General features: G+C 66.5%; 16 protein-coding genes. 5 read left to right on the top strand and 11 right to left on the bottom strand.

The features are described 5' to 3' along the window. Positions 1-54: 54 nt before the first annotated feature. The 3 genes from VB672_RS12795 to VB672_RS12785 are packed head-to-tail and all read right to left on the bottom strand — an operon-like array spanning position 55 to position 3,582. Positions 55-972, bottom strand: a complete 918-nt coding sequence (locus VB672_RS12795) for an ABC transporter permease (RefSeq protein ID WP_329784569.1) — start codon at positions 970-972, stop codon at positions 55-57. Then, positions 969-2,045, bottom strand: coding sequence for an ABC transporter permease (locus tag VB672_RS12790; RefSeq protein WP_329784568.1), 1,077 nt, complete (start codon positions 2,043-2,045; stop codon positions 969-971). Before VB672_RS12790 ends, VB672_RS12795 begins: the two co-directional genes overlap by 4 nt. Then, complete coding sequence (locus VB672_RS12785; RefSeq protein WP_329784567.1) at positions 2,035-3,582, bottom strand: ABC transporter ATP-binding protein; 1,548 nt, start codon at positions 3,580-3,582, stop codon at positions 2,035-2,037. Before VB672_RS12785 ends, VB672_RS12790 begins: the two co-directional genes overlap by 11 nt. A 194-nt stretch (positions 3,583-3,776) precedes the next feature. On the opposite strand from VB672_RS12785, the gene VB672_RS12780 reads away from it, so the two are divergent. Further along, the gene (locus tag VB672_RS12780) at positions 3,777-5,006 is read left to right on the top strand and encodes a UbiH/UbiF family hydroxylase (RefSeq protein ID WP_442932025.1); all 1,230 of its coding nucleotides are present in this window, start codon (positions 3,777-3,779) and stop codon (positions 5,004-5,006) included. A 131-nt stretch (positions 5,007-5,137) separates the two neighbouring features. Here the strand turns inward: VB672_RS12780 and VB672_RS12775 are convergent, their stop codons facing one another. After that, a complete protein-coding gene (locus VB672_RS12775) occupies positions 5,138-6,109 on the bottom strand; it encodes an AEC family transporter (RefSeq protein ID WP_329784565.1) in 972 nt (323 codons plus the stop codon). 220 nt (positions 6,110-6,329) lie between these two features. Between VB672_RS12775 and hspQ the strand changes: the two genes are divergently transcribed. Continuing rightward, a complete protein-coding gene (gene hspQ, locus VB672_RS12770) occupies positions 6,330-6,659 on the top strand; it encodes a heat shock protein HspQ (protein ID WP_329784564.1) in 330 nt (109 codons plus the stop codon). 76 nt (positions 6,660-6,735) lie between these two features. Here the strand turns inward: hspQ and VB672_RS12765 are convergent, their stop codons facing one another. Further along, the gene (locus VB672_RS12765; protein ID WP_329784563.1) at positions 6,736-7,548 is read right to left on the bottom strand and encodes an invasion associated locus B family protein; all 813 of its coding nucleotides are present in this window, start codon (positions 7,546-7,548) and stop codon (positions 6,736-6,738) included. A 218-nt stretch (positions 7,549-7,766) separates the two neighbouring features. On the opposite strand from VB672_RS12765, the gene VB672_RS12760 reads away from it, so the two are divergent. Both VB672_RS12760 and VB672_RS12755 read left to right on the top strand, forming a co-directional pair. After that, a complete protein-coding gene (locus VB672_RS12760; RefSeq protein WP_329784562.1) occupies positions 7,767-9,581 on the top strand; it encodes an extracellular solute-binding protein in 1,815 nt (604 codons plus the stop codon). A 129-nt stretch (positions 9,582-9,710) separates the two neighbouring features. After that, positions 9,711-10,055, top strand: coding sequence for a hypothetical protein (locus VB672_RS12755; RefSeq protein WP_329784561.1), 345 nt, complete (start codon positions 9,711-9,713; stop codon positions 10,053-10,055). On the opposite strand, the gene VB672_RS12750 is transcribed toward VB672_RS12755, so the two are convergent. From VB672_RS12750 to VB672_RS12740, 3 genes are all read right to left on the bottom strand, one after another. Beyond that, a complete protein-coding gene (locus VB672_RS12750; RefSeq protein WP_329784560.1) occupies positions 10,052-10,930 on the bottom strand; it encodes a serine hydrolase domain-containing protein in 879 nt (292 codons plus the stop codon). The two genes, VB672_RS12755 and VB672_RS12750, sit on opposite strands and share 4 nt — an antisense overlap. Beyond that, positions 10,927-14,448 carry a transcription-repair coupling factor gene (mfd, locus tag VB672_RS12745; protein WP_329784559.1) on the bottom strand — a complete coding sequence of 1,174 codons (3,522 nt, stop codon included), beginning with the start codon at positions 14,446-14,448 and terminating at the stop codon, positions 10,927-10,929. The genes VB672_RS12750 and mfd overlap by 4 nt, the downstream gene beginning before the upstream one ends. A 282-nt stretch (positions 14,449-14,730) precedes the next feature. Further along, positions 14,731-15,027: an FAD assembly factor SdhE gene (locus tag VB672_RS12740; protein WP_329784558.1), complete on the bottom strand. Its 297-nt coding sequence runs from the start codon at positions 15,025-15,027 to the stop codon at positions 14,731-14,733. A 219-nt stretch (positions 15,028-15,246) separates the two neighbouring features. On the opposite strand from VB672_RS12740, the gene recG reads away from it, so the two are divergent. Continuing rightward, positions 15,247-17,364: an ATP-dependent DNA helicase RecG gene (gene recG / locus VB672_RS12735; RefSeq protein ID WP_329784557.1), complete on the top strand. Its 2,118-nt coding sequence runs from the start codon at positions 15,247-15,249 to the stop codon at positions 17,362-17,364. Here the strand turns inward: recG and VB672_RS12730 are convergent. The 3 genes from VB672_RS12730 to glmU form a co-directional block, all read right to left on the bottom strand. After that, a complete protein-coding gene (locus VB672_RS12730; RefSeq protein WP_329784556.1) occupies positions 17,361-17,804 on the bottom strand; it encodes a GNAT family N-acetyltransferase in 444 nt (147 codons plus the stop codon). The genes recG and VB672_RS12730 overlap by 4 nt on opposite strands. 80 nt (positions 17,805-17,884) lie before the next feature. After that, positions 17,885-19,711, bottom strand: a complete 1,827-nt coding sequence (gene glmS / locus VB672_RS12725; protein WP_329784555.1) for a glutamine--fructose-6-phosphate transaminase (isomerizing) — start codon at positions 19,709-19,711, stop codon at positions 17,885-17,887. A gap of 109 nt (positions 19,712-19,820) precedes the next feature. Beyond that, positions 19,821-21,197: a bifunctional UDP-N-acetylglucosamine diphosphorylase/glucosamine-1-phosphate N-acetyltransferase GlmU gene (glmU, locus tag VB672_RS12720; protein ID WP_329784554.1), complete on the bottom strand. Its 1,377-nt coding sequence runs from the start codon at positions 21,195-21,197 to the stop codon at positions 19,821-19,823. Positions 21,198-21,329: the final 132 nt, after the last annotated feature.

The following is a 21,329-nucleotide window of genomic DNA, read 5'->3' as shown; positions in this document are numbered from 1 at the left end:
GCTTCTGGCAAGAATTCCCCGGCCTGCACTTTGGTCAGATTAACACCAGAATGCTCACCGGTCAGGCACGAACGGGGTGCCGAGCGACCCGGGGGCGCCGATGGCCCGACCATGACGCAGGGACAGGAGCAGCAGGGCGACGATCGTCGCGAGATACGGCACCGCCGAGAGCAGCTGGGACGGCACGCCGAACTGGGCCGCCTGGGCGTGGAGCTGCAGCACGGTCGCGGCGCCGAAGATGTAGGCGCCGACCAGCACCCAGCCAGGCCGCCAGGCCGCGAAGACCACGAGCGCCAGGGCGATCCAGCCGCGCCCCGCCGTCATGCCGGGCGACCAGAACCGGGTGTAGACGAGGGCAAGATAAGCCCCGGCTAATCCAGCGCAGGCGCCGCCGAACAGGATGGCCCAGAAGCGCACCCGCCGGACCGGCAGACCCAGCCCGTTGGCCGAGGTGTGGTTCTCGCCGATGGAGCGCAGGGTCAGGCCGGAGCGGGTGCGGGCGAGGTAGAGCGCCACCAGGATGGTGAGAGCGACCGACACGTAGACGAAGAGGTCCTGTTCGAACAACAGGCGGCCGATCACCGGAATGTCGCTCAAGATCGGAATATCGATCGGCGCGACGGGATCGCGCCGCGCGCCCACGAAGGGTGCGCCGATCAGGCCCGACAGGCCGAGGCCGAAGATCGTCAGCGCCAGGCCCGAGCCGACCTGGTTCGCGGCAAAGCCGAGCACCACGAGGGCGAACAGGGCGGCCATCAGGGCGCCGGCCAACATGCCGGCGACGACGCCCAGCAGCGTCGAGTCGAAAGTAACGGCGGCGGCGAAACTGCAGGCCGCACCCATCGCCATCATGCCCTCGACGCCGAGATTGAGCACACCGGAGCGCTCCGTCACCAGTTCGCCGAGGGCGGCGATCAGGAGCGGCGTGGACGCGGTCACGATGGTGAGCAGAATGGCCTCGAAAATGGTCACTTGCCCCCTCCCCGGTTCACGAAACGAATGCGGTAGCTCACCAGCGCGTCGGCTGCCAGAACGCAGAGCAGCAGGATGCCCTGGAAGGCCTGCGTGAGGTCGAGCGGCAGCTTCAGCATGATCTGCGCGCTCTCTCCGCCGATGAAGGTGAGCGCGACGACGAGGGCCGCAATCAGGATGCCGATGGGGTTGAGCCTGCCCAAGAAGGCCACGGTGATGGCCGTAAAGCCGTAGCCGGGCGAGATCGAGGGCTGGAGCTGCCCGATCTGGCCCGAGACCTCGGAAATGCCGGCGAGCCCAGCCAAACCACCCGAGATGGCGAAGACCGCCATGGTGGTGGCCTTCGAGCTGAAGCCCGCGAACCGCGCGGCGCGCGGCGCGTCGCCGGTCAGCTTGAGTCGATAGCCGAACAGCGTCCGCCCGAGGATCACGGCCGTGACGAGAACGGCCACGAGGGCGAACACGGCTCCAAAATGGACGCGCCCGCCCTCCAGGATCGGATGGAGCGTCGCCGACGGGTCGAAGGTCACCGATTGCGGGAAGTTGAAGCCCTGAGGATCGCGCCATGGGCCACGCACCAGGTAGTCGAGGATCAGCTGCGCGACATAGACCAGCATGAGGCTGGTCAGAATCTCGTTGACGCCGAACCGGGTCTTCAGGAAAGCCGGGATCAGCCCGTAGAGCGCGCCGCCGATGATGCCGAGGATCAGCATGAGCGGCAGCACCCAGGCTCCGGCCTCCGTGCCGTGGGTCCGAAGCGCGAGCCAGCTCCCCAGGACGGCGCCGATCACGTATTGGCCCTCCGCGCCGATGTTCCAGAGATTGGCGCGGAAGCAATAGGACAACCCGATGGCGATCAGCGCCAGCGGCGTCGCCTTGACGAGAAGCTCCTGCAGCGACCAGGGATCGCTCAGGGGCTGGAGCACGTAAACGTCGAAGGCCGCGATGGGCGAGCGCCCCATGAGCCAGATGACGAAGCCGGCGATCAGGAAGGCCGTGATGAAGGCCGCGACCGGCGCGAGCGCCCGCATGACCGGCGACACGGTGGGACGGGGCGTCAGCTCAAACCGCATGGACGCCTCCCTGGGCCTGGGCGACGCCGAGCATTTCGAGGCCGATCGCCTCCCTGGTCCATTCGCCGACCGGTTTGAGCGGGCTCAACTGGCCCTGATGGATGACGGCCATCCGGTCCGCCACCTCGAACAGCTCGTCGAGATCCTGGCTGACCACGACCACGGCACTGCCCGCGCGGGCGAGATCGACGAGGGCCTGGCGGATGAGCCGCGCCGCGCCCGCGTCGACGCCCCAGGTCGGCTGGTCGACGATGATGAGCTTGGGCTTGCGGATGATCTCGCGGCCGATCACGAATTTCTGCAGGTTGCCGCCGGAGAGCTTGCGCGCCTGCGGATCGCCCTCGGGGGTGCGCACGTCGAAGCTCTGGACGATGGAACGGGCCAGCCGCCTGGCGGCATCGACCAGGATGAAACCGGAGCGGCTCACTTCCGCGGCCGCATGGGAGATGAGGGTGTTCTCGCTCAGGCGATGGCTCGGCGCGGCCGCATGGCCCAGGCGCTCCTCCGGCACGAAGGCGGCGCCCAGGCGGCGCCTCGCATCGATGCCGAGGGTTCCCGACGGCTTCCCGGCAATGACGATCGCCTCCGCCCGCTCGGCCAGACGCTCGCCCGAGAGCGCGGCGAACAATTCGCTCTGCCCGTTGCCGGCGACGCCGGCGATGCCCACCACCTCGCCGGCCCTGGCCACCAGATCGATGTCGCGCAGGGCCTGCCCGTGGAGACCCCCCGGCGGCATGGATAGCCGCGAGACCTTGAGCACCTCACCCTGGACCTGATGCGGCGCGTCAGTCCGGACTTCGCCCACCTCGTTGCCGACCATGAGAGCGGCGATCTCGCGAGCGCTTCTTGCCCGCGGATCGATGGTGGCAACCACGCGTCCGGCCCGCAGGATCGTGGCTCGCCGGCAGAGGCGGCGCACCTCCTCCAACTTGTGGGAAATGTAGAGAATGGAGCAGCCCTCGGCCGAGAGCCGGTCCAGGGTGGTGAAGAGGTGATCGGCCTCCTGTGGCGTGAGAACCGAGGTCGGCTCGTCGAGGATGAGCAGCCGCGGATTCTGCAGCAGGCAGCGCACGATCTCGATCCGCTGCCGCTCGCCGGCCGACAGGGTCCAGACCGCCCGGTCCGCATCCAGCGCCAGACCGTAGGTCCGGCTGATCTCGCTTAAGCGGCTGCGGACCGTCGACAGGCTCCACTCGTGCGACAGGGCGACGGCGATGTTCTCGGCGACCGTCAGTTCGTCGAACAGGGAGAAGTGCTGGAACACCATGCCGAGGCCGAGATTGCGCGCCTCGACCGGAGAGCCGATCGAAACGGGACGACCCTCCCATCGGATTTCGCCCGCGCTCGGCTCGATGACTCCGTAGAGGATCTTGACCAAGGTCGACTTGCCCGCGCCGTTCTCCCCCAGAAGCGCGTGGATCTCGCCCGGCTCGATGGAAAGGTCGATCCCATCATTGGCGAGAAGGTCGCCGTAGCGCTTGCTGATCCCTTGAAGTTCGACGAGGGGCGGCCCCGAGGATGATACGTCTGGCTTCACACAAGCGACTCTGATTTCGAGGGTTACTGCCGGGTAGGAATACGCACAGGGATGACGGCCCGTACGGCTCTTGGCAAGAACTCTTGGCAAGAGCCGTACGGGTGCGTACTTCCGTTATAAACGATCATAGGGAAGCGGCGCGCCGGTCGGCAATGCCGAAACCGTGGTTTGTTGTGAGTCCGCGAACCGTCCCGATGGAGTGGTGGGAGAGCCCCGTGACCGAGAACACCTATGACATTGCCGTCGTCGGCGCCGGAGCCGTGGGCTTGAGCGCTGCGCTCGCGTTCGCCCGGGACGGCTACAGGACCGTTCTCGTCGGTGGCCTCGACGTGCGGCGCGACGGCCGAACGGTCGCCCTGCTCAACGGCTCGGTCCGGTTTCTGGAAGCGCTCGGCGTGTGGCCCGCGGTTGCGTCCGTTGCGGCGCCGCTCGAGACCATGCGTATCGTCGACGACACGGGCAGCCTGTTCCGCCCGCCGCCGGCCTCCTTCCGGGCGGGCGAGATCGGCCTGGACGCCTTCGGCTGGAACGTCGAGAACGTGGCCCTGGTCGAGACGCTCGCTGCGGCCGCCCAGACTGCCGAAGGCCTGACCCTCGTGCCGGAATTCGCCACCGGCTTTGCCACGGACGAGACAGGAGCCGCCCTTACCCTTGCGGACGGCAGCACGATCCCGGCCGGCCTCGTGGTCGCGGCCGACGGACGGAACTCGAAGCTGCGCCAGATCGCCGGGATCGGCACACAGACTTGGTCCTACCCGCAATCGGCCGTGACGGTGATCCTGGCCCACGACCGGGAGCACCGGGAGACCTCGACCGAGTTCCACACACGCCACGGGCCGTTCACCCTGGTGCCCCTGCCCGGCCGCCGCTCAAGCCTCGTCTGGGTCACGAGCAAGGCTGAGGCGGAACGCCTGTCGACCCTCGACGACGCGGCCCTGGCGCTGGCCGTCGAGCGTCAGGCGCAGTCGCATCTCGGCGCCATGCGGGTCGACGGGCCGCGCGGGCTCGTGCCCATGAGCGGCCTGTCGGTGAATCGTTACTGGTCGCGCCACCTCGCGCTTGTCGGGGAGGCCGCGCACGTGTTCCCGCCCATCGGCGCCCAGGGCCTCAACCTCGGCTTCCGCGATGTCGCATCGCTGCGGGACGCGGTCATCGACGGCCACGACGAGGGCCATGCGCCCGGATCGGACGAGACCCTGACCCGCTACCAGCGCGGCCGGGATCTCGACGTCCGCCTCCGCACCGCCGCCGTGGACGGTCTCAACCGGACGCTGCTGACCGGCATGATCCCGACCGACTTCCTGCGCGGTGCCGGGCTCCTGGCCTTGAGCAACATCGGCCCCCTGCGCCGGATCGTCATGCGCGAAGGTGTGCTCCCGCGCATGGGCGTGCCGCGGCTGATGCAAGGGACGTCGCCGACTTGAACGCCTCGGGCCTTCGCTCTGTCATGGCCGGGCTTGTCCCGGCCATCTCGATCGGAAGAGCGTTGTGCTTCAATCCATCGGGATCACCGGCACAAGGTCGGTGATGACGTGGTTGGTGCTGCGCCCGCGATCTATGGAAACAGATCGTACGGCAAAGCCCCCGTCTTCGTCGTGAGATAGAGGATCCCCGTCAGCGTGACCATCGACACCAGCGTACCGACGAGGACGCAGGCGGAGGCGCGCTCCACGCCCACGTTGTACTGGGTCGAGATGACGAAGATGTTCAGGGCCGGCGGCAGGGCCGCCATGATTATGGCCGCATAGGTCCAGGCCGGGCCGAAATCGCCGACGGCCGAGAGCACCACCCAGACCAGGAGCGGGTGCAGGATCAGCTTGATGAACACGAGCGCCGGCACCTCCTCGGGCATCTTGCGCATGGGCCGCAGGGCCACGGTGACGCCGAGGATGAACAGGGCGCAGGGCGCGGCTGCCCCCGAGAGCCAGGTGACGATCTGCTCGGCGGGCCCCGGCAGCTCGAGGTGCAGGTAGCTCGCCGCGATGCCGACCGCCGTCGCGACATTGAACGGGTGGGTCACCACCCGCCAGACGATCCGCCGGATCGTCGCCGGCAGGCTGAGCTTGTCGAGCCCGGCCATGGACATCAGCAGCGGCACCACGGAGAACAGGAACAGGTTATCGAAGACGAAGATCAGGACCACGGGGGCGCTGGCCGAGGCGCCGATCGCCGCAAGGATCAGCGGCGGGCCCATATAGCCGATGTTGGAGTACGACCCGGCGACGCCCTGCATGACCGATTGCGGCAGATCCCGGGTGTAGCGCCAGCCTGTCGCGAAGGAGAGCATGAAGGCGCAGGCGGTCGAGACCGTGGTGGCAGCGATGAACGGCCAATTGGCCAGCTCGTCCAGGGGCTTGTCGGCGATGAGCCGATAGAACAGGCAGGGCAGCGCCACGTAGATGAGAAAGAACTGCATCCAGGCGAGCCCGGCCTCCGGCTGCTTCACCACCCTGCCGCAGAAGAAGCCGAGCCCGATGAGGCCGAAGAACGGGGCAAGGAGATTGAACAGCCCGATCAGGTCGGACATCGGCGGCTCCGAAGGGATGGCAGGTGGAAGCGAGGGCGGGCGTGACGTGAGCGTTCCTTCTGGCAAGGTTCCAACCTTGCGACAATCCCGCCTTTCGGAAGGCCCACCCTCCGCGAATGCAAGGCTCCGTCCCGGGCGGTTTTGCTCTCTCGATTGTGACGGGGGGCAGATTTGGAGAATCCGGCCGAGATCTCTATATGGAGATCAAGGAGTTAAGACCATGAAAGCGAGTTCAGCAAAATTCGCGATCGGCCAAGTGGTTCGACACCGGGTCTTCGATTTCAGGGGGCTCATCTTCGACGTCGACCCGGAATTCGACAACACCGAGGAATGGTGGCTGTCGATCCCCGAGGAGGTCCGGCCCCGCAAGGACCAGCCCTTCTACCACCTCTTCGCCGAGAACGCGGAAACCGAGTACATCGCCTACGTGTCCGAGCAGAACCTTCTGCCCGACCATTCCGACGAACCCTTGCGCAATCCGATGATCGCCGAGATGTTCACCTTGGAGAAGAACGGCAGCTACAAGGCGAAGCCGATCCTGGCCAACTGAGATCCTTCTCGGCAGGTCAAAAGAAAACGCCGGGCTGAGGAGCCCGGCGTTTCTGTTTGGTCGATTGTCGCGAGCCTTACGGCTTGGGAGCAGCCTGAGCGTTCGGGGCCGCAGCACCCGGAGCAGCCGCGCCCGGAGCGGCAGCGCCGCCCTGGCTCTGGAGCATGCGCTGGCGCATCTCTTCGCTCTTCTTCTGCAGCTCTTCCTGGAGCTTCTTCTGCTGCTCTTCGAGCACCTTCGGGTCGATCGGAGGACCGTCGAAGGCCTTACCGAAGCCGGCGGCCGGAACCGCGAAGGTGATCTCGCGGCCCATCTGGTTCTGGACGCTGACGTTCAGGTTGTTGCCCTTCTTGATGGCGGCGATGAAGTCGTCCTTCACCTGGGCCTCGGCGAAGCAGCCGTTGGGCAGGCACATGACATAGCGGCCCGGGGTGGCCTGGCCCTGGTCGACGGCGAAGCGCAGGCCGGGCTGCAGGAGCAGGCCGAGCGGCATCACGAAGCGGACGACCTTCTGCGGCTGCTGGCCCTTCACGTCATAGACCGCGAGAGCGAGAACCGGCTGGCCCTGATCCGACACGAAGTCGCGGGTGGTGTAGCAGATCTCGGTGTTGGTGTTCTGGTCCTTGCCGCAGACCTTGGTCCATTCCGGCTGGGACGGCTCGGCCTTCACCTGCACGACGGTCGGGCCGGCGTTCTGCTGCGCCTGTCCGCCCTGGGCGGGCTGCTGCTGGGCGGGCTGCTGGGCCGGTGCAGCGGGACGGGCCGGCTGGGCTGCGGGCCGCTGGGCCGGGGCGGTCTGAGCCAGAACGGGTGCGCTCACCAGAAGGGCCAGGGCGGTTGCCAGGCCACGGGTCCCCCCAAGGCTCGCGAAGCGTGTCGCGAATGACATGTGTGTGATCCTCTTCAATCGAAAGGTCGGCTTTCGAATAGGCCGTTTATCCGGCGTGTTCTTAACCTTCAATGACGGGGTCCCAATCCCTGCCGAATGTGGCGAGGACAAGACGTGTGGCGCTCCTTTAACCTTTCGTGTGGTAGGTTTCCAGTCACCTGAGGTAAATTTCTGTACAACATTGCTCAGGTTCAGTGCCGTCTCGCACCGGGAGCGCCATGGGCCGCTGGCTTATACGGAATCTGCTGCTTTCCGCTGTCTTTCTCGTGTCCGTCCTGGGGCTCTCCGCCGTCTCCCGAGCGGAGATGCTGCGGCATGGGATCGCGATGCACGGGGAGCCTGCGCTCAAGCCGGGTTTCGAGCACCTGCCCTATGCCAATCCCCAGGCACCCAAGGGCGGACGAATCACGCTCGCCCTCCAGGGCACCTTCGACAGCCTCAATCCCCTGATCGTCCTCGGCGTCGCACCCGACGTGGTGCCGCGCTACGTGCTCCAGAGCCTGATGATGCGCTCGACGGACGAGCCCTTCACGATCTACGGCCTTCTCGCCCGCTCGGTCGAGACGCCCGAGGATCGGAGCTCCATCACGTTCAACCTCGACCCGCGCGCCCGCTTTTCCGACGGCCATCCGCTGACCGCCGAAGACGTGCGCTTCTCGTTCGAGGCGCTGCGGAAGCACGGCAAACCGTTCCACCGCTCGAGCTTCGGTCAGGTGAAGGCGGTCGAGATCCTGGATCCGCACCGGATCCGCTTCGACCTGTCCGGCTCCAACGACCGGGAGCTGCCGCTCCTCCTCGGTATGTCCATGCCGATCTTCCCGGCCCATGCCACCGATATGGCAACGTTCGACAGGACATCCCTCACCCCGCCGATCGGCTCAGGCCCCTATGCGCTCACCGAGGTCAGGCCCGGCGAGCGCGTCGTGCTGACCCGCCGCAAGGATTACTGGGGCGAGGACCTGCCCGTGACACGCGGGCTCTATAATTTCGATGAGATCCGCTACGATTTCTATCGCGATGCCAACAGCTTGTTCGAAGCCTTTAAGGCGGGGCTTTACGATTTCCGCATCGAGGGCGATCCGGGCCAATGGGCCACGGGCTACGACATTCCCGCCGTCCGGGACGGGCGCATCCGCCGCGAGACCCTGACCACCCGTCTGCCCAAGGGCATGAACGGCTTCGTCTTCAACACCCGAAAAGCCCTGTTCGGAGATGTCCGAGTGCGGGAGGCGTTGAGCTACCTGTTCGATTTCGACTGGGTGAACCGCAACCTCTATTTCGGCCAGCTCACCCGTTCCAACAGCTACTTCTCCGGCTCCGACCTCGCCTCCACGGGCCGGCCGGCGGACGCGCGGGAGCGAGCCCTCCTGGCTGCGTTTCCGGGCGCTGTTCGCGAGGACGTGCTCGAAGGCCGCTGGGAGCCGCCCTCCGGCGACGGATCCGGCCGGGACCGGGACATGGCCCGGCGCGCGCTTGCGCTCCTGTCGGAGGCCGGCTGGGAACTCGAGAACGACGTCCTGCGGAAGAAGGGCACGGGCGAGGCCTTCGCCTTCGAGATGCTGGTCAATTCCCGCTCGCAAGAGCGGCTTGCTCTCAACTTCGCGCAGTCGCTCGGCCGCATCGGCGTTCGGGCCCGGGTGCGCCTCGTCGACGACGTGCAGTACTGGCGGCGCCTCGCAAGGTTCGATTTCGACATGGTCCAGTGGCTCTGGGCGGGAACGCCCTCCCCGGGCAACGAGCAACGCAACCGCTGGGGTTCGGCGGCGGCCGGGCGGAGCGGTTCCCACAACCACGCCGGGGTCGCCTCGCCTGCGGTCGACCGCCTCATCGACGCTCTCCTGGAGGCCAGGAGCCGGGAGGATTTCATCTCCGCCGTGCGGGCCCTCGACCGGACTCTCCTGTCAGGCTTCTATGTTGTTCCGCTGTTTTACCTGAAGGATCAATGGCTTGCCTACAGGAGCGATCTCAAGCGGCCGGACCGGACGCCGCTCATGGGGGTCAATATCGACACCTGGTGGCGCCAGCCGCACTAGCCCCAATTGGGCGTGCATACCTCCTATTGTTGAGCTTCCATTCATGTAGATGATGAAACTAATGCTCTGCTTCGACGTTAGGTGAGCACCTCCTGTTCCATCCGTCGCGTCCAACCGCAGGGTATCGTAATGAACGCAATGCCGAAGGTCCTCGTCGTCGACAACGGCGACCGTGCTCCCGACAGTGCCCTGTCGGCGGAGCTGGCCGGCATGGGATATGCGAGCGTGACGACTCCGTTCGAGGCTGCGGACGACGTCCTGGCCCTGATCCCGAGCCCGGCCGCCGTGGTGCTGCAGATGCCCCGTCAGGCCGACTGGGCCGAACGGCGGCGCTTCCTGGAACTCGCCAGCCGCCTGCGCAAAAACTTGGCCGCGAGCGGAACGCCCGTCATCGTCACCGGCGGCGTCAGCGGAGCCGCCACCATGCTCCAGAGCCAGCTCAAACTGCACGCCGTCGCGGCGCCGGACCTCTAACCCCTCAGCAGCGCGAACGCTCCTTCCTCGGTCGGGGTCTGGTCTTCGCTCGTCACGAAGTAAGCCGCCGTCCGGTCCGAACCCTCATTCAGATCCCAGTAAACAGCTATCGTGCTTCCCGGCCCTCCTCCCGTATGGCCGGCCACCCTCAAGCCGCCCCTGGTTTCTCCGGTCATGAGGCCCAGCCCGTAGCCGGGGACCGCCCAGGGCCGTCCGCGGATTGGGCCCGGCAGCACGAATGGTGTCAGCATAACTCGTCGCAATGCGGGTGGCAGCAGATCGCCCGTCATCAGCCGGTCGAGCAGCAGCGCAGCGTCCTCGACGCTCCCCACCAGCAACCCGTGGTAGACCCAGCCCGGGTGATATCCCTGGGCGCTGCCCATAGCGACCAAATCGAGATCCTCCCTGGCCCGCGCGAGACGGGCGCTGTCGATGCCGAGCGGCCGCAGTACGAGGCGCTTTAAGGCCGCATCGAGGTCTTCGCCGGTCAGGGCCTCGATCACCTGCCCGACAACCAGATAGCCGATGTTGGAGTATTCCCATCCCGCGCCGACGGGATAGCGGAGACGATCCCCATCGAGCCGCTCGATAAGCGTGGATACCGGCCAGGGATCATCACCCCGCTCGACCGCCTCGTGATAGGCCAGAAGCAGGCCATAGTTCGCCAAGCCCGATCGGTGCTGCAGCAGATGACGCAAGCTGTAGGGTCTTGTGCGGACCGGCGCGTCCAAGCCGATGAGACCGTCCCGGACGAGCGCCAGCGCCGCGGCCGCCAGAACCGTCTTCGTGAAACTCCACCAAGGCGCGACGAGGCGAGCGTCATGGGCCTTCGCCACAGACCCGTCCTCGATCAGGGCCCAGGCTCGGACCGTCATGCCGCCTTCTTTTCCGCAATACGTACGAGGCTGCGCAGGATCGTGGTCGCGGCCTTGATGCGCTCGTCCGGGGTCTCGGTATCGCGGACGAACACGATCTTCATGTCGGGCCGCACCTTGGCGAAGGAGGCTTGCTCCGTGACATAGGAGATGAGGCCGGTCGGATTGGCGAAGGAATTGTCGCGGAACGAGATGATGATGCCCTTCGGGCCGCCGTCCACCTTCTCCACGTTGGCGCGGCGGCAGAGCACCTTGATGGCCATGATCTTGAGGAGCTGGTCGACCTCCGACGGCACCGGACCGAAGCGGTCCACCAGTTCCGCCCGGAAGGCGTCGATCTCCTGGTCGGTCTCGAAGGTCGAAAGGCGTCTGTAGAGGCCGAGCCGTAGCTGCAGGTCCGCGATGTAGCCCTCGGGGATCATCACCGGCGCGCCGACCGCGATGGTGGGCGACCACTGGTCCTCCGCCGGCTCCTCGATGCCGGCCTTGAGCTGCGCCACCGCCTCCTCCAGCATCTGCTGGTAGAGCTCGTAGCCCACTTCCTTGATGTGGCCGGACTGCTCCTCGCCGAGCAGGTTGCCCGCGCCACGGATGTCGAGGTCGTGCGAGGCGAGCTGGAAGCCGGCGCCCAGGGTGTCGAGGGTTTGGAGCACCTTCAGGCGCCGCTCGGCCTGAACCGTCAGGGACTTGTTGGCCGGCACCGAGAACAGGGCGTAGGCGCGGGTCTTGGACCGCCCGACGCGGCCGCGCAGCTGATAGAGCTGCGACAGGCCGAACATGTCCGCCCGGTGGACGATGAGCGTGTTGGCGGTCGGGATGTCGAGGCCCGATTCCACGATGGTGGTGGAGAGCAGGATGTCGTACTTGCCCTCGTAGAAGGCCGTCATCACGTCCTCCAGCTGGCCCGCGGCCATCTGGCCGTGCGCCACGGCCACCTTCGCCTCCGGCACCTCCTTGTCGAGGAAGGCCTTCACCTCTCCGAGATCGTCGAGGCGCGGCACCACGTAGAACGCCTGCCCGCCCCGGTAGCGCTCGCGCAGGAGCGCCTCGCGGATGAGCAGCGGATCGAAGGGCGTGATGAAGGTGCGCACTGCGAGGCGGTCCACCGGCGGCGTGGTGATCAGCGACAATTCACGCACGCCGGTCAGCGCCAGCTGCAGGGTACGCGGGATCGGCGTGGCAGACAGGGTCAGCACGTGCACTTCGGCGCGCAGCTCCTTCAGGCGCTCCTTGTGGGACACGCCGAAATGCTGCTCCTCGTCGACGATGATGAGGCCGAGATCCTTGAACTTGATCGTCTTGCCCAGGACCGCATGGGTGCCGATCACGATGTCGACGGACCCGTCGGCGAGCCCCTCCTTGGTCTTCTTCATCTCGGCCGCCGGCACGAAGCGCGAGGCCTGGCCTATGTTGAGCGGCAGTCCGCGGAAGCGGTCGCAGAAGGTCTTGTAATGCTGACGCGAGAGCAGCGTCGTCGGCACCACCACGGCCACCTGCTTGCCGCCCATGGCGGCCACGAAGGCGGCGCGCAGGGCGACCTCGGTCTTGCCGAAGCCCACGTCGCCGCAGACGAGGCGGTCCATCGGGCGGCCGGAGGCCATGTCGTCCAGCACCGCCTCGATGGCGTTGAGCTGGTCCTCGGTCTCGTCATAGGGGAAGCGGGAAGCGAACTCGTCGTAGAGCCCTTCCGGCGGGGTCAGGCGCGGGGCTTCCTTGAGGATGCGGGCCGCCGCGATCTTCATGAGCGCGCCCGCCATCTCGCGGATTCGCTGCTTCATGCGGGCCTTGCGGGCCTGCCAAGCTCCGCCGCCGAGCTTGTCGAGCTGGACTTCCGTCTCCTCCGACCCGTAGCGGGTCAGAAGCTCGATGTTCTCCACCGGCAGGAACAGGCGGTCGCCGCCGGCGTAATGCAGCTCCAGACAGTCATGCGGCGCGCCTGCCGCCTCGATGGTCTTCAGCCCTTCGAAGCGACCGATGCCGTGATCCACGTGGACCACGAGATCGCCCGGCGTGAGCGCCGCGACCTCGGTGAGGAAGTCCTGCGGGCGCTTCGACTTGCGCTTCTGGCGCACGAGGCGGTCGCCGAGGACGTCCTGCTCGCTGATGACGGCGAGGTCCGCCGTCTCGAAGCCGGATTCCAGCGGCCAGATGCCGACCGGGATCTCGTTGCGGGGATAGGCCATCGCGTCCGAAAAGCGGGCGATGGGCCTAGTCTGGCGCAGGTCGTGGTCCTGCAGCACGTGGCAGAGGCGCTCGCGCGAGCCCTCCGTCCAGGCGCCGAGCATGACGCGTTTCTTGGCGGCCTGCAGGTCCCGGATGTGACGGATCACCGCCTCGAACACGTTCGCGTTATCGTCCGCGCGCTCGGCGATGAAGTTGCGCCCCTGGCGGGCCTCGCAGTCGATCACGAGACGTCCGGCCGATTCCGGCACCGCGAAGGGCGTGAGCCGCGCGAGCGGCAGTTTGGCCGTATGCTCGGACCATTCCTCGGGCTTGAAATAGAGCGCGTCCGGCGGCAGCGGTCGATAGGGCGCAACGCCGGGCTGGTTCTGCCCCATGCCCTCGCGGCGGGCGTCGTAATAGTCCTTCACCTGGGCGAGGCGCTCGGCCGCGGCATCGTCGGCCAGCGCATCGAACACCACCGGAATGCCCGGCAGGTAGTCGAACAGCGTGTCGAGATGGTCGTGGAACAGGGGCATCCAGTGCTCCAGGCCGGGATAGCGCCGCCCCTCGCTGATCGCCTCATAGAGCCGGTCGTCGCGGGTGGGCGCGCCGAAGGCCGCCACGTAGGCCTGCCGGAAGCGCCGGATGCTCTCGGTGGTGAGCTGCACCTCGCTCATGGGCACGAGGTCGAGGGAGCGCAGGGTCCCGACCGTGCGCTGGGTCTCCGGATCGAAGGCGCGGATCGATTCCAGGGCATCGCCGAAGAAGTCGAGGCGCACGGGATTAGGAAGCCCCGCCGGGAAGAGATCGATGATGCCGCCGCGGACCGCATATTCGCCCGTGTCGCGCACGGTGCCGGTGCGCAGGAAGCCGTTGCTTTCCAGCCAGTTGATCAGCTGCGTGGTGTCGACCACGTTGCCCGGCGCCGCCGAGAAGGTCTCGGCCGCGATGCGCGCCTTGGGCGGCACGCGCTGGACCAGGGCGTTCACCGTGGTCGAGAGGATGCGCGGCTTGTCCTCCGAGGTCTTGGACCGCGCGAGCCGCGCGAGCGTCGTCATGCGCTGCGCCGTGATCGCCGCATTGGGCGAGACCCGGTCATAGGGCTGACAGTCCCAGGCCGGGAAGGTCAGGATCTCGATCTCGGGCGCGATGAACGCGAGGCCGTTGGCGAAGTTCTGCTGCCGCTGCCCGTCCCGAGCCACATGGACCAGGACCGCCGGCCCCTCCACCTGCCCCGACAGGCCGCGCGCGAGATCGGCGACGGCCAGCGCGTCGAAACCATCCGGCACGCTGGACAGCGTCAGGCTTTGGCCCTTCTTCAGGGCGTCGAGGGCACGGGTCAGGGCTGGCTTCATGACGAGGTATCGGGTCAGAGATCAGGAAGAACGCGGGGTGGTCGGCGCGGTTCGTTGAATTGAAGGAGCGATGTGGTTTAGTCCGATGCCAGGGCTCCTGTCATCCCTGCTCAGGCGCTTTGGTCCCGTCTCTTACGGAGACTTCCGGATCACGTCATCACCGGCCTTGTGCCGGTGATCCCGATTATCTGAAGTGGGGCGCTCTTCCGATCGGGATGGCCGGGACAGGACCGGCCATGACGAAAGATGTCTCACCCAATCAGACCATCCCGACCCTCGGTTTCAATTGTGAATCGGTGCCGTATGCGTATGGAACGCCTTCAGCCGCCGGAACAGGGGCGTGTCGTAGTTCGAGGGCGTCTCGGTCTCGCCTGTGATCCAGCCGAGGAGATCGCGGTCCGTGACCTCGATCAGGCGTTCGAACTCGTTCAGGTCCTCCTCGGACAGCTCTCCGATCTCGGCGTCCGCGAAGCGGCCCATGATCAGGTCCATCTCCCGCATGCCCCGGTGCCAGGAGCGGTACAGGATCTGCCTGCGGCGGGTGTCGAGGCCGGCGCTGCTGCGTGTGGTTCCGCTCATGGCATTGCTCCGATGGGTCAAAAATAACGTCGCCTCAGGGCGGCTTAGCGCATCGTGCGGAAAAGTGGGTCCGGTTTTCGCTGACGCGGACCTCCGGTTCCGCACTCAACGATGCGCCGCTTGAGGGATTGAGCATCGGGCCCAAAAGTGCCTTCCACTTTTGGGTCCGATGCTCTAGCCGCTATATAACCATCTCCCTTCCCGTTGCCACCCATTTGCATGTCACTGCGTCCGTCCATTCTCGATCCGCTCTTCGCCCCGGCCAACACTCTGCCCGGCGTCGGGCCGAAGATCGCCCCCCTGCTCGACCGCCTTCTCGGCGAACCGGGCAAGCCCACGCGCGTCATGGATCTCCTGTTCCACGTGCCGACGAGCGGCATCTCCCGCGAGATGAAAGGATCGGTCGCGGACGCGCCCATCGGGGAACCGGTGACGCTCTCGGTCACCGTCGTGGCCCATCGCCCGCCGCCGTCCGGCCGCCGGGCGCCGTACCGGATCCTGGTCGAGGACGAGACCGGGGACGTGACGCTGATCTTCTTCAACGGCCAGAAGGCCCGCCTGGAAAAGATCCTTCCCGTGGGCGAGCGCCGCTACGTCTCGGGCAAGATCGAGCTCTGGGACGGACGGCGCCAGATGGTCCATCCGGACCGGATCCTGGACGAGAAGAGCATCGAGAGCCTGCCCGCCGTCGAGGCCGTCTATGGCCTGACCGAAGGGCTCTCGTCCCGTATGGTGGGCAAGTTCATCGGGGCAGCCCTCGAAAAAATTCCCGGGCTGCCGGAATGGCAGGACGCCGCGTGGCTCGACCGCAACGCCCTGCCCGATTTCCGGCAGGCGCTGCAGATCCTCCACAGGCCGGACAGCGCGTCGCAACTCTCCGAGGAGGCGCTCGCCAAATCCGCTCCGCGCCGACGCCTCGCCTATGATGAGCTGCTCGCCTCCCAGCTCGCCCTGGCGCTGGTGCGAAGCCGCATGCGGCGGCTGCCGGGGCGCGTCAACGCGGGTGACGGGCATCTGGTCGAGCGGTTGAAGGCCGCCCTGCCCTTCGGGCTCACCAGGTCCCAGGCGCAGGCCATCGAGGACATCCGGCACGATCTCGTGTCGGACAAGAAGATGCTGCGCCTGCTCCAGGGCGACGTGGGCTCGGGCAAGACGGTGGTCGGCCTGCTCACCATGGCGAGCGCCATCGAGGCGGGCCGCCAGGCCGCCATGATGGCGCCCACCGAAATCCTCGCCCGCCAGCATTACGAGCGCTTGGCCCCCATGGCCGAGCAGGCGGGGCTCACCATCGCGCTGCTCACCGGACGCGAGAAGGGCGTCGCGCGCAGGAATATCCTCGCCGGTCTCGCCGACGGCAGCATCCAGATCGCGGTGGGCACCCATGCCCTGTTCCAGGAAGGCGTCGCATTCCAGGATCTTGGCGTCGCTGTGGTGGACGAGCAGCACCGGTTCGGCGTGCACCAGCGTCTGGCGCTCGGCTCCAAGGGCGAGGCCGTCGACATCCTCGTCATGACGGCCACCCCGATCCCGCGCACCCTGGCGCTGACCTATTTCGGCGACATGGACGTGTCCGTGCTCAGCGAAAAGCCGGCCGGCCGCAAGCCGATCGCCACGAAGCTCATCGCCATGGACCGGCTCGACGAAGTCGTCGGCGGCATCGGGCGCGCCATCGCCAACGGCGACCAGGTCTACTGGGTCTGCCCGCTGGTGGGCGAATCCGAATCCATCGACCTCGCCGCCGCCGAGGAGCGTTTCGAGATGCTCAAGGGCTTCTTCGGCGACCGGGTCGGCCTCGTTCACGGCAAGATGGCCGGCCGGGACAAGGACGCCGCCATGGAGCGTTTCTCCGGGGGCGAGACCAAGATCCTCGTGTCCACCACGGTGATCGAGGTTGGCGTCGACGTGCCGAACGCCACGATCATGGTGATCGAGCATGCGGAGCGCTTCGGCCTTGCCCAGCTCCACCAGCTGCGCGGCCGGATCGGCCGCGGCTCGAAATCCTCGACCTGCCTGCTGGTCTACAAGGGTCCGCTCGGCCAGGTCGCCCAGGCCCGGCTCGAGATGATGCGTCAGACCGAGGACGGCTTCCGCATCGCCGAGGAGGATCTGCGCCTGCGCGGCGAAGGCGAGGTCCTGGGCACCCGCCAGTCCGGTACGCCCGGCTTCAAGCTCGCCCGCCTGGAGGTGGACGGCGATCTCCTCGGTGCCGCCCGGGACGATGCCCGCCTGATCGTCGACCGCGACCCCGACCTCGTCAGCCAGCGGGGCGCCGCCTTAAGGGTGCTGCTCTACCTGTTTGAGCGGGATTCGGCGATCCGGCTGCTGAGGGCCGGCTAGCCGAGGCGCAGCGCCATGATGCAGCGCCGGGCCGGATCGTGTCCGTACTCCGCGTCCCGTCGCAGCGTCTCCCGGTGGCCCGGACCTGCCGCATCGGCATCGATCTCGACGAATCCGAACCGGGCATAAAACGGCCCGTTCCACGGCACGTCGCGATAGGTCATCAGCGTGATGGCATCGGATCCCAAGCGTCTGCCATGCTCGATGGCGGCTTCCACCAATCGGCTGCCAATTCCTTGCCGGTGGTGGGACGCGGCAACGGACACCTCGGCGATGTAGAAATGTCCGTCCAGCTCATGCGCGGCGAGGAATCCGACCGGCTCGTCCCGTTCATCCACGCCGACCCACAGGGTTCCGGCCCGACACAGGCTTTCCAGGACGGCGGGATCCATGGTGCCGCCGCCGTCGGCCAGCCATGCCAGACCCACGCTCCTGAACACGGATGCCGCCGAACGCTCGACAGCACCGAGCTTGTCAATATCCGTCGACCGAGCGAGACGGATCGAAGGCCCGATCCGGCTCACTCCACCGTCACGGACTTGGCGAGATTGCGCGGCTGGTCCACGTCTTTGCCCATGAACACGGCCGTGTGGTAGGCCAGCAGCTGGATCGGAACGGCATTGACGATCGGCGCCACGATCGGGTGCACGGAGGGCATCACGATGGTCGCCATGGTGTCGAGGCCGGCCTCGAGGGCGCCGCGCTCGTCCGTGATGAGGATGATGCGGCCGCCGCGGGCCGCCACTTCCTGCATGTTGGAGACGGTCTTCTCGAAGATGCTGTCGTGAGGCGCGATCACGATGACGGGCATCGTCTCGTCGATGAGTGCGATGGGACCGTGCTTGAGCTCGCCCGCCGCATAGCCTTCCGCATGGATGTAGGAGATTTCCTTGAGCTTCAGGGCCCCTTCCATGGCGAGCGGATAGGACGTGCCGCGTCCGAGATAGAGCACGTCCTTCGCCTTGGAGAGGTCACGGGCCAGGATCTCGATCTGGTGCTCCCGCTTCATCGCCTCGGTCATCTGACCAGGAACGGCGATGAGGGCATTCACCAGCTCCTTCTCCTCGTCCACGCTGAGCGTGCCGCGAGCCCGGCCCGCCGCAATGGCGAGCGTCAACAGCACGGTGAGCTGGCAGGTGAAGGCTTTGGTCGAGGCGACACCCACCTCCACCCCGGCGAGCGTCTGGGCGATCACGTCGCTCTCGCGGGCCATGGTGGAGGTCGGCACGTTCACCACGGAAAGCGTATGCTGCTTCTCGGCGGTGGCGTAGCGAAGCGATGCAAGGGTGTCCGCCGTCTCGCCCGATTGGGACACGAAGAGCGCCAGGCCGCCGGGCTCCAAGGGCGCTTCCCGATAGCGGAACTCGGAGGCCACATCGATCTCGACCGGGATGCGCGCGAGGCGCTCGAACCAATATTTCGAGATCAGTCCGGCCAGATAGGCCGTTCCGCAGGCCGAGATGGAGACGCGTTTCAGCTCCTTGAAGCTGAACGGCAATTCAACAGGCAGTTCAACCCGTTCAGAGGCGAAGTTCACATAATGGGCGAGCGTACGGCCGACAACCTCCGCCTGTTCGTGGATCTCCTTGGCCATAAAGTGGCGGTAATTGCCCTTGTCGGCCAGGAAGGAGCCCACCGGGATCTTGTGTCGGACCCGCTGCACCGGCTTGCCGCTCTCGTCGCGGATGTCGGCTCCCCGACGGGTCAGGATCGCCCAGTCGCCATCGTCGAGATAAGCGACCTCGTCGGTGAACGGGGCCAGCGCCAGCGCGTCGGATCCGAGATACATCTCGCCGTCGCCGTAGCCGATGGCGAGAGGCGCCCCGTGACGGGCGCCGATCAGAAGGTCGTCCTCGCCCGAGAACAGGAAGCCGAGGGCGAAGGCGCCGCGCAGCCGCGGAAGGGTCACGGCGACGGCCTCGATGGGTAGGCGACCCTGGCGGATCTCGTAGGTGACGAGCTGGGCCACCACCTCGGTATCCGTCTCGGTCTCGAACCGGATGCCCTTCGCCTCGAGCCCGGTTTTCAGCTCACGGAAGTTCTCGATGATGCCGTTGTGGACGACTGCGAGCTTGTCGGTCGCATGCGGATGCGCGTTGGTCTCGTTCGGCTTGCCGTGGGTCGCCCAGCGGGTGTGGCCGATGCCGATGACGCCGGACAGGGGAGCCTGCGACAGCTTGGTTTCCAGGTTGCGCAGCTTGCCCTCGGCCCGCCGGCGATCGAGCCGCCCCTCCTCCAGGGTTGCGACGCCCGCCGAATCATAGCCCCGGTACTCGAGCCGTTTGAGGGCCTCCACGATCTGTGGCGCTACAGGGGTTTTACCGACGATTCCGACGATCCCGCACATTCTCTGAAACTCTCTCAATCCATCCGATCAGCGCTACGCTTCCGGTCCTCTTACAAAGGCCCGGCCCGGCAGCGGAATCAACTTGCGTAACCTATTGTGACAAAGGCACTTATTTTTTCTTGGCAGCCAGGGCTTTTTCCCGGAACTCGATCGCCCAGCCCTCCTTCACGATCTGACGCCCGCGGCCAAGACCCAAGGAATCATCAGGGATATCGTCCGTAATAACCGAGCCGGAACCCACGAACGCGCCTTTGCCGATGGTAATGGGAGCTACGAGGGAGGAATTCGAGCCGATGAAAGCCCCGGCACCGATTTCCGTCCGGTACTTGCCGAAACCATCGTAATTGCAGGTGATTGTGCCTGCGCCGATGTTCGCATCGGGCCCGATGCGGGCGTCGCCGAGATAGGACAGGTGGCTCACCTTGGCGCCGGCCCCGAGATCCGTGTTCTTGATCTCGACGAAATTGCCGACCTTGGCCTTAGGCCCGATCGAGGCACCGGGGCGCAGGCGCGCGAAGGGGCCGACCGCCGCCCCGGATGCAATCCGGGCCCCCTCAAGGTGACTGAAGCTGTGGACGACGGCTCCCTCCTCGACGACGACGCCGGGGCCGAAGACCACATGGGGTTCCACCACCACATCCTGGCCGAGCCGGGTGTCGTAGCTGAAGAAAACCGTCTCAGGCGCGATGAGGGTCACACCCGAGGCCATGGCTTCCTGGCGCAGCCGGTCCTGGATCATGCGCTCGGCGGCTGATAGCTGGGCCCGGTCGTTGACCCCGTGCACCTCCTCCTCGGGCACGATGGCGATGGCCACCCGGTACCCGAGGCCATGGGCGATCTCGACGATGTCCGTCAGGTAGTACTCACCCTTGGCGTTGTCGTTCTTGACCCGGTCGAGCAACGCCAGCGCGAGGTCGCCGCGGATGGCCATGAGGCCGCCGTTGCAGAGTGTGATCTCCCGCTCGGCATCGGTGGCATCCTTGTGCTCGCGGATGGCCAGAAGCTCGTCGCCCGCCGTGATGAAGCGGCCATAGCCTGTGGGATCCTTTGCCTCGAAGCCCATGGCGACCACGCCGGCCCCTCGGGCCAGCGGGGCGCGAAGTTTGGCAAAGGTCTCAGCTAGGACGAGCGGCGTATCGCCGAAGGCGATGATCACATCGTCGACCTTCTGGTCAAGAGCGTCCCGGGCGCTCAGGACCGCATGGGCGGTGCCGAGCCGGTCTCGCTGAACGAAGGTCCGCGCTTCCGGGAAACTCTTCTGCACCTCCCTCGCCACATCCTCTCGGTCCGGTCCGATGACCACCGCGACGCTGGTGGCACCGGCGTCCGTAAGGGTCGAGAGCACATGTCCGATCATGGAACGGTTGGCGACCTGATGCAGGACCTTAGGCTTCCCGGATTTCATCCGAGTGCCCTCGCCGGCCGCAAGCACGATGGCAAGGCAGCTCCGCGAAGGGGACGTGTTGAGCGAGTCGATCGAAGTCATATAGTTTCAATCCGGTGGCACTTGGCCGTCCAGCTAAATCAGAAGGGGTATTTTCGGCAATCATTTCATGAGCAATGCGGCGCTTTCCGCCGCTGGCCTCGTTTACTTCATGCTCACGATTGACGATATGTA

The sequence above is a fragment of the Microvirga sp. CF3016 genome, from assembly GCF_036314085.1.
Lineage (GTDB): Bacteria > Pseudomonadota > Alphaproteobacteria > Rhizobiales > Beijerinckiaceae > Microvirga.
The sequence above is the reverse complement of the archived record's forward strand: the minus strand, read 5'-3'. Positions and strand labels throughout refer to the sequence as shown.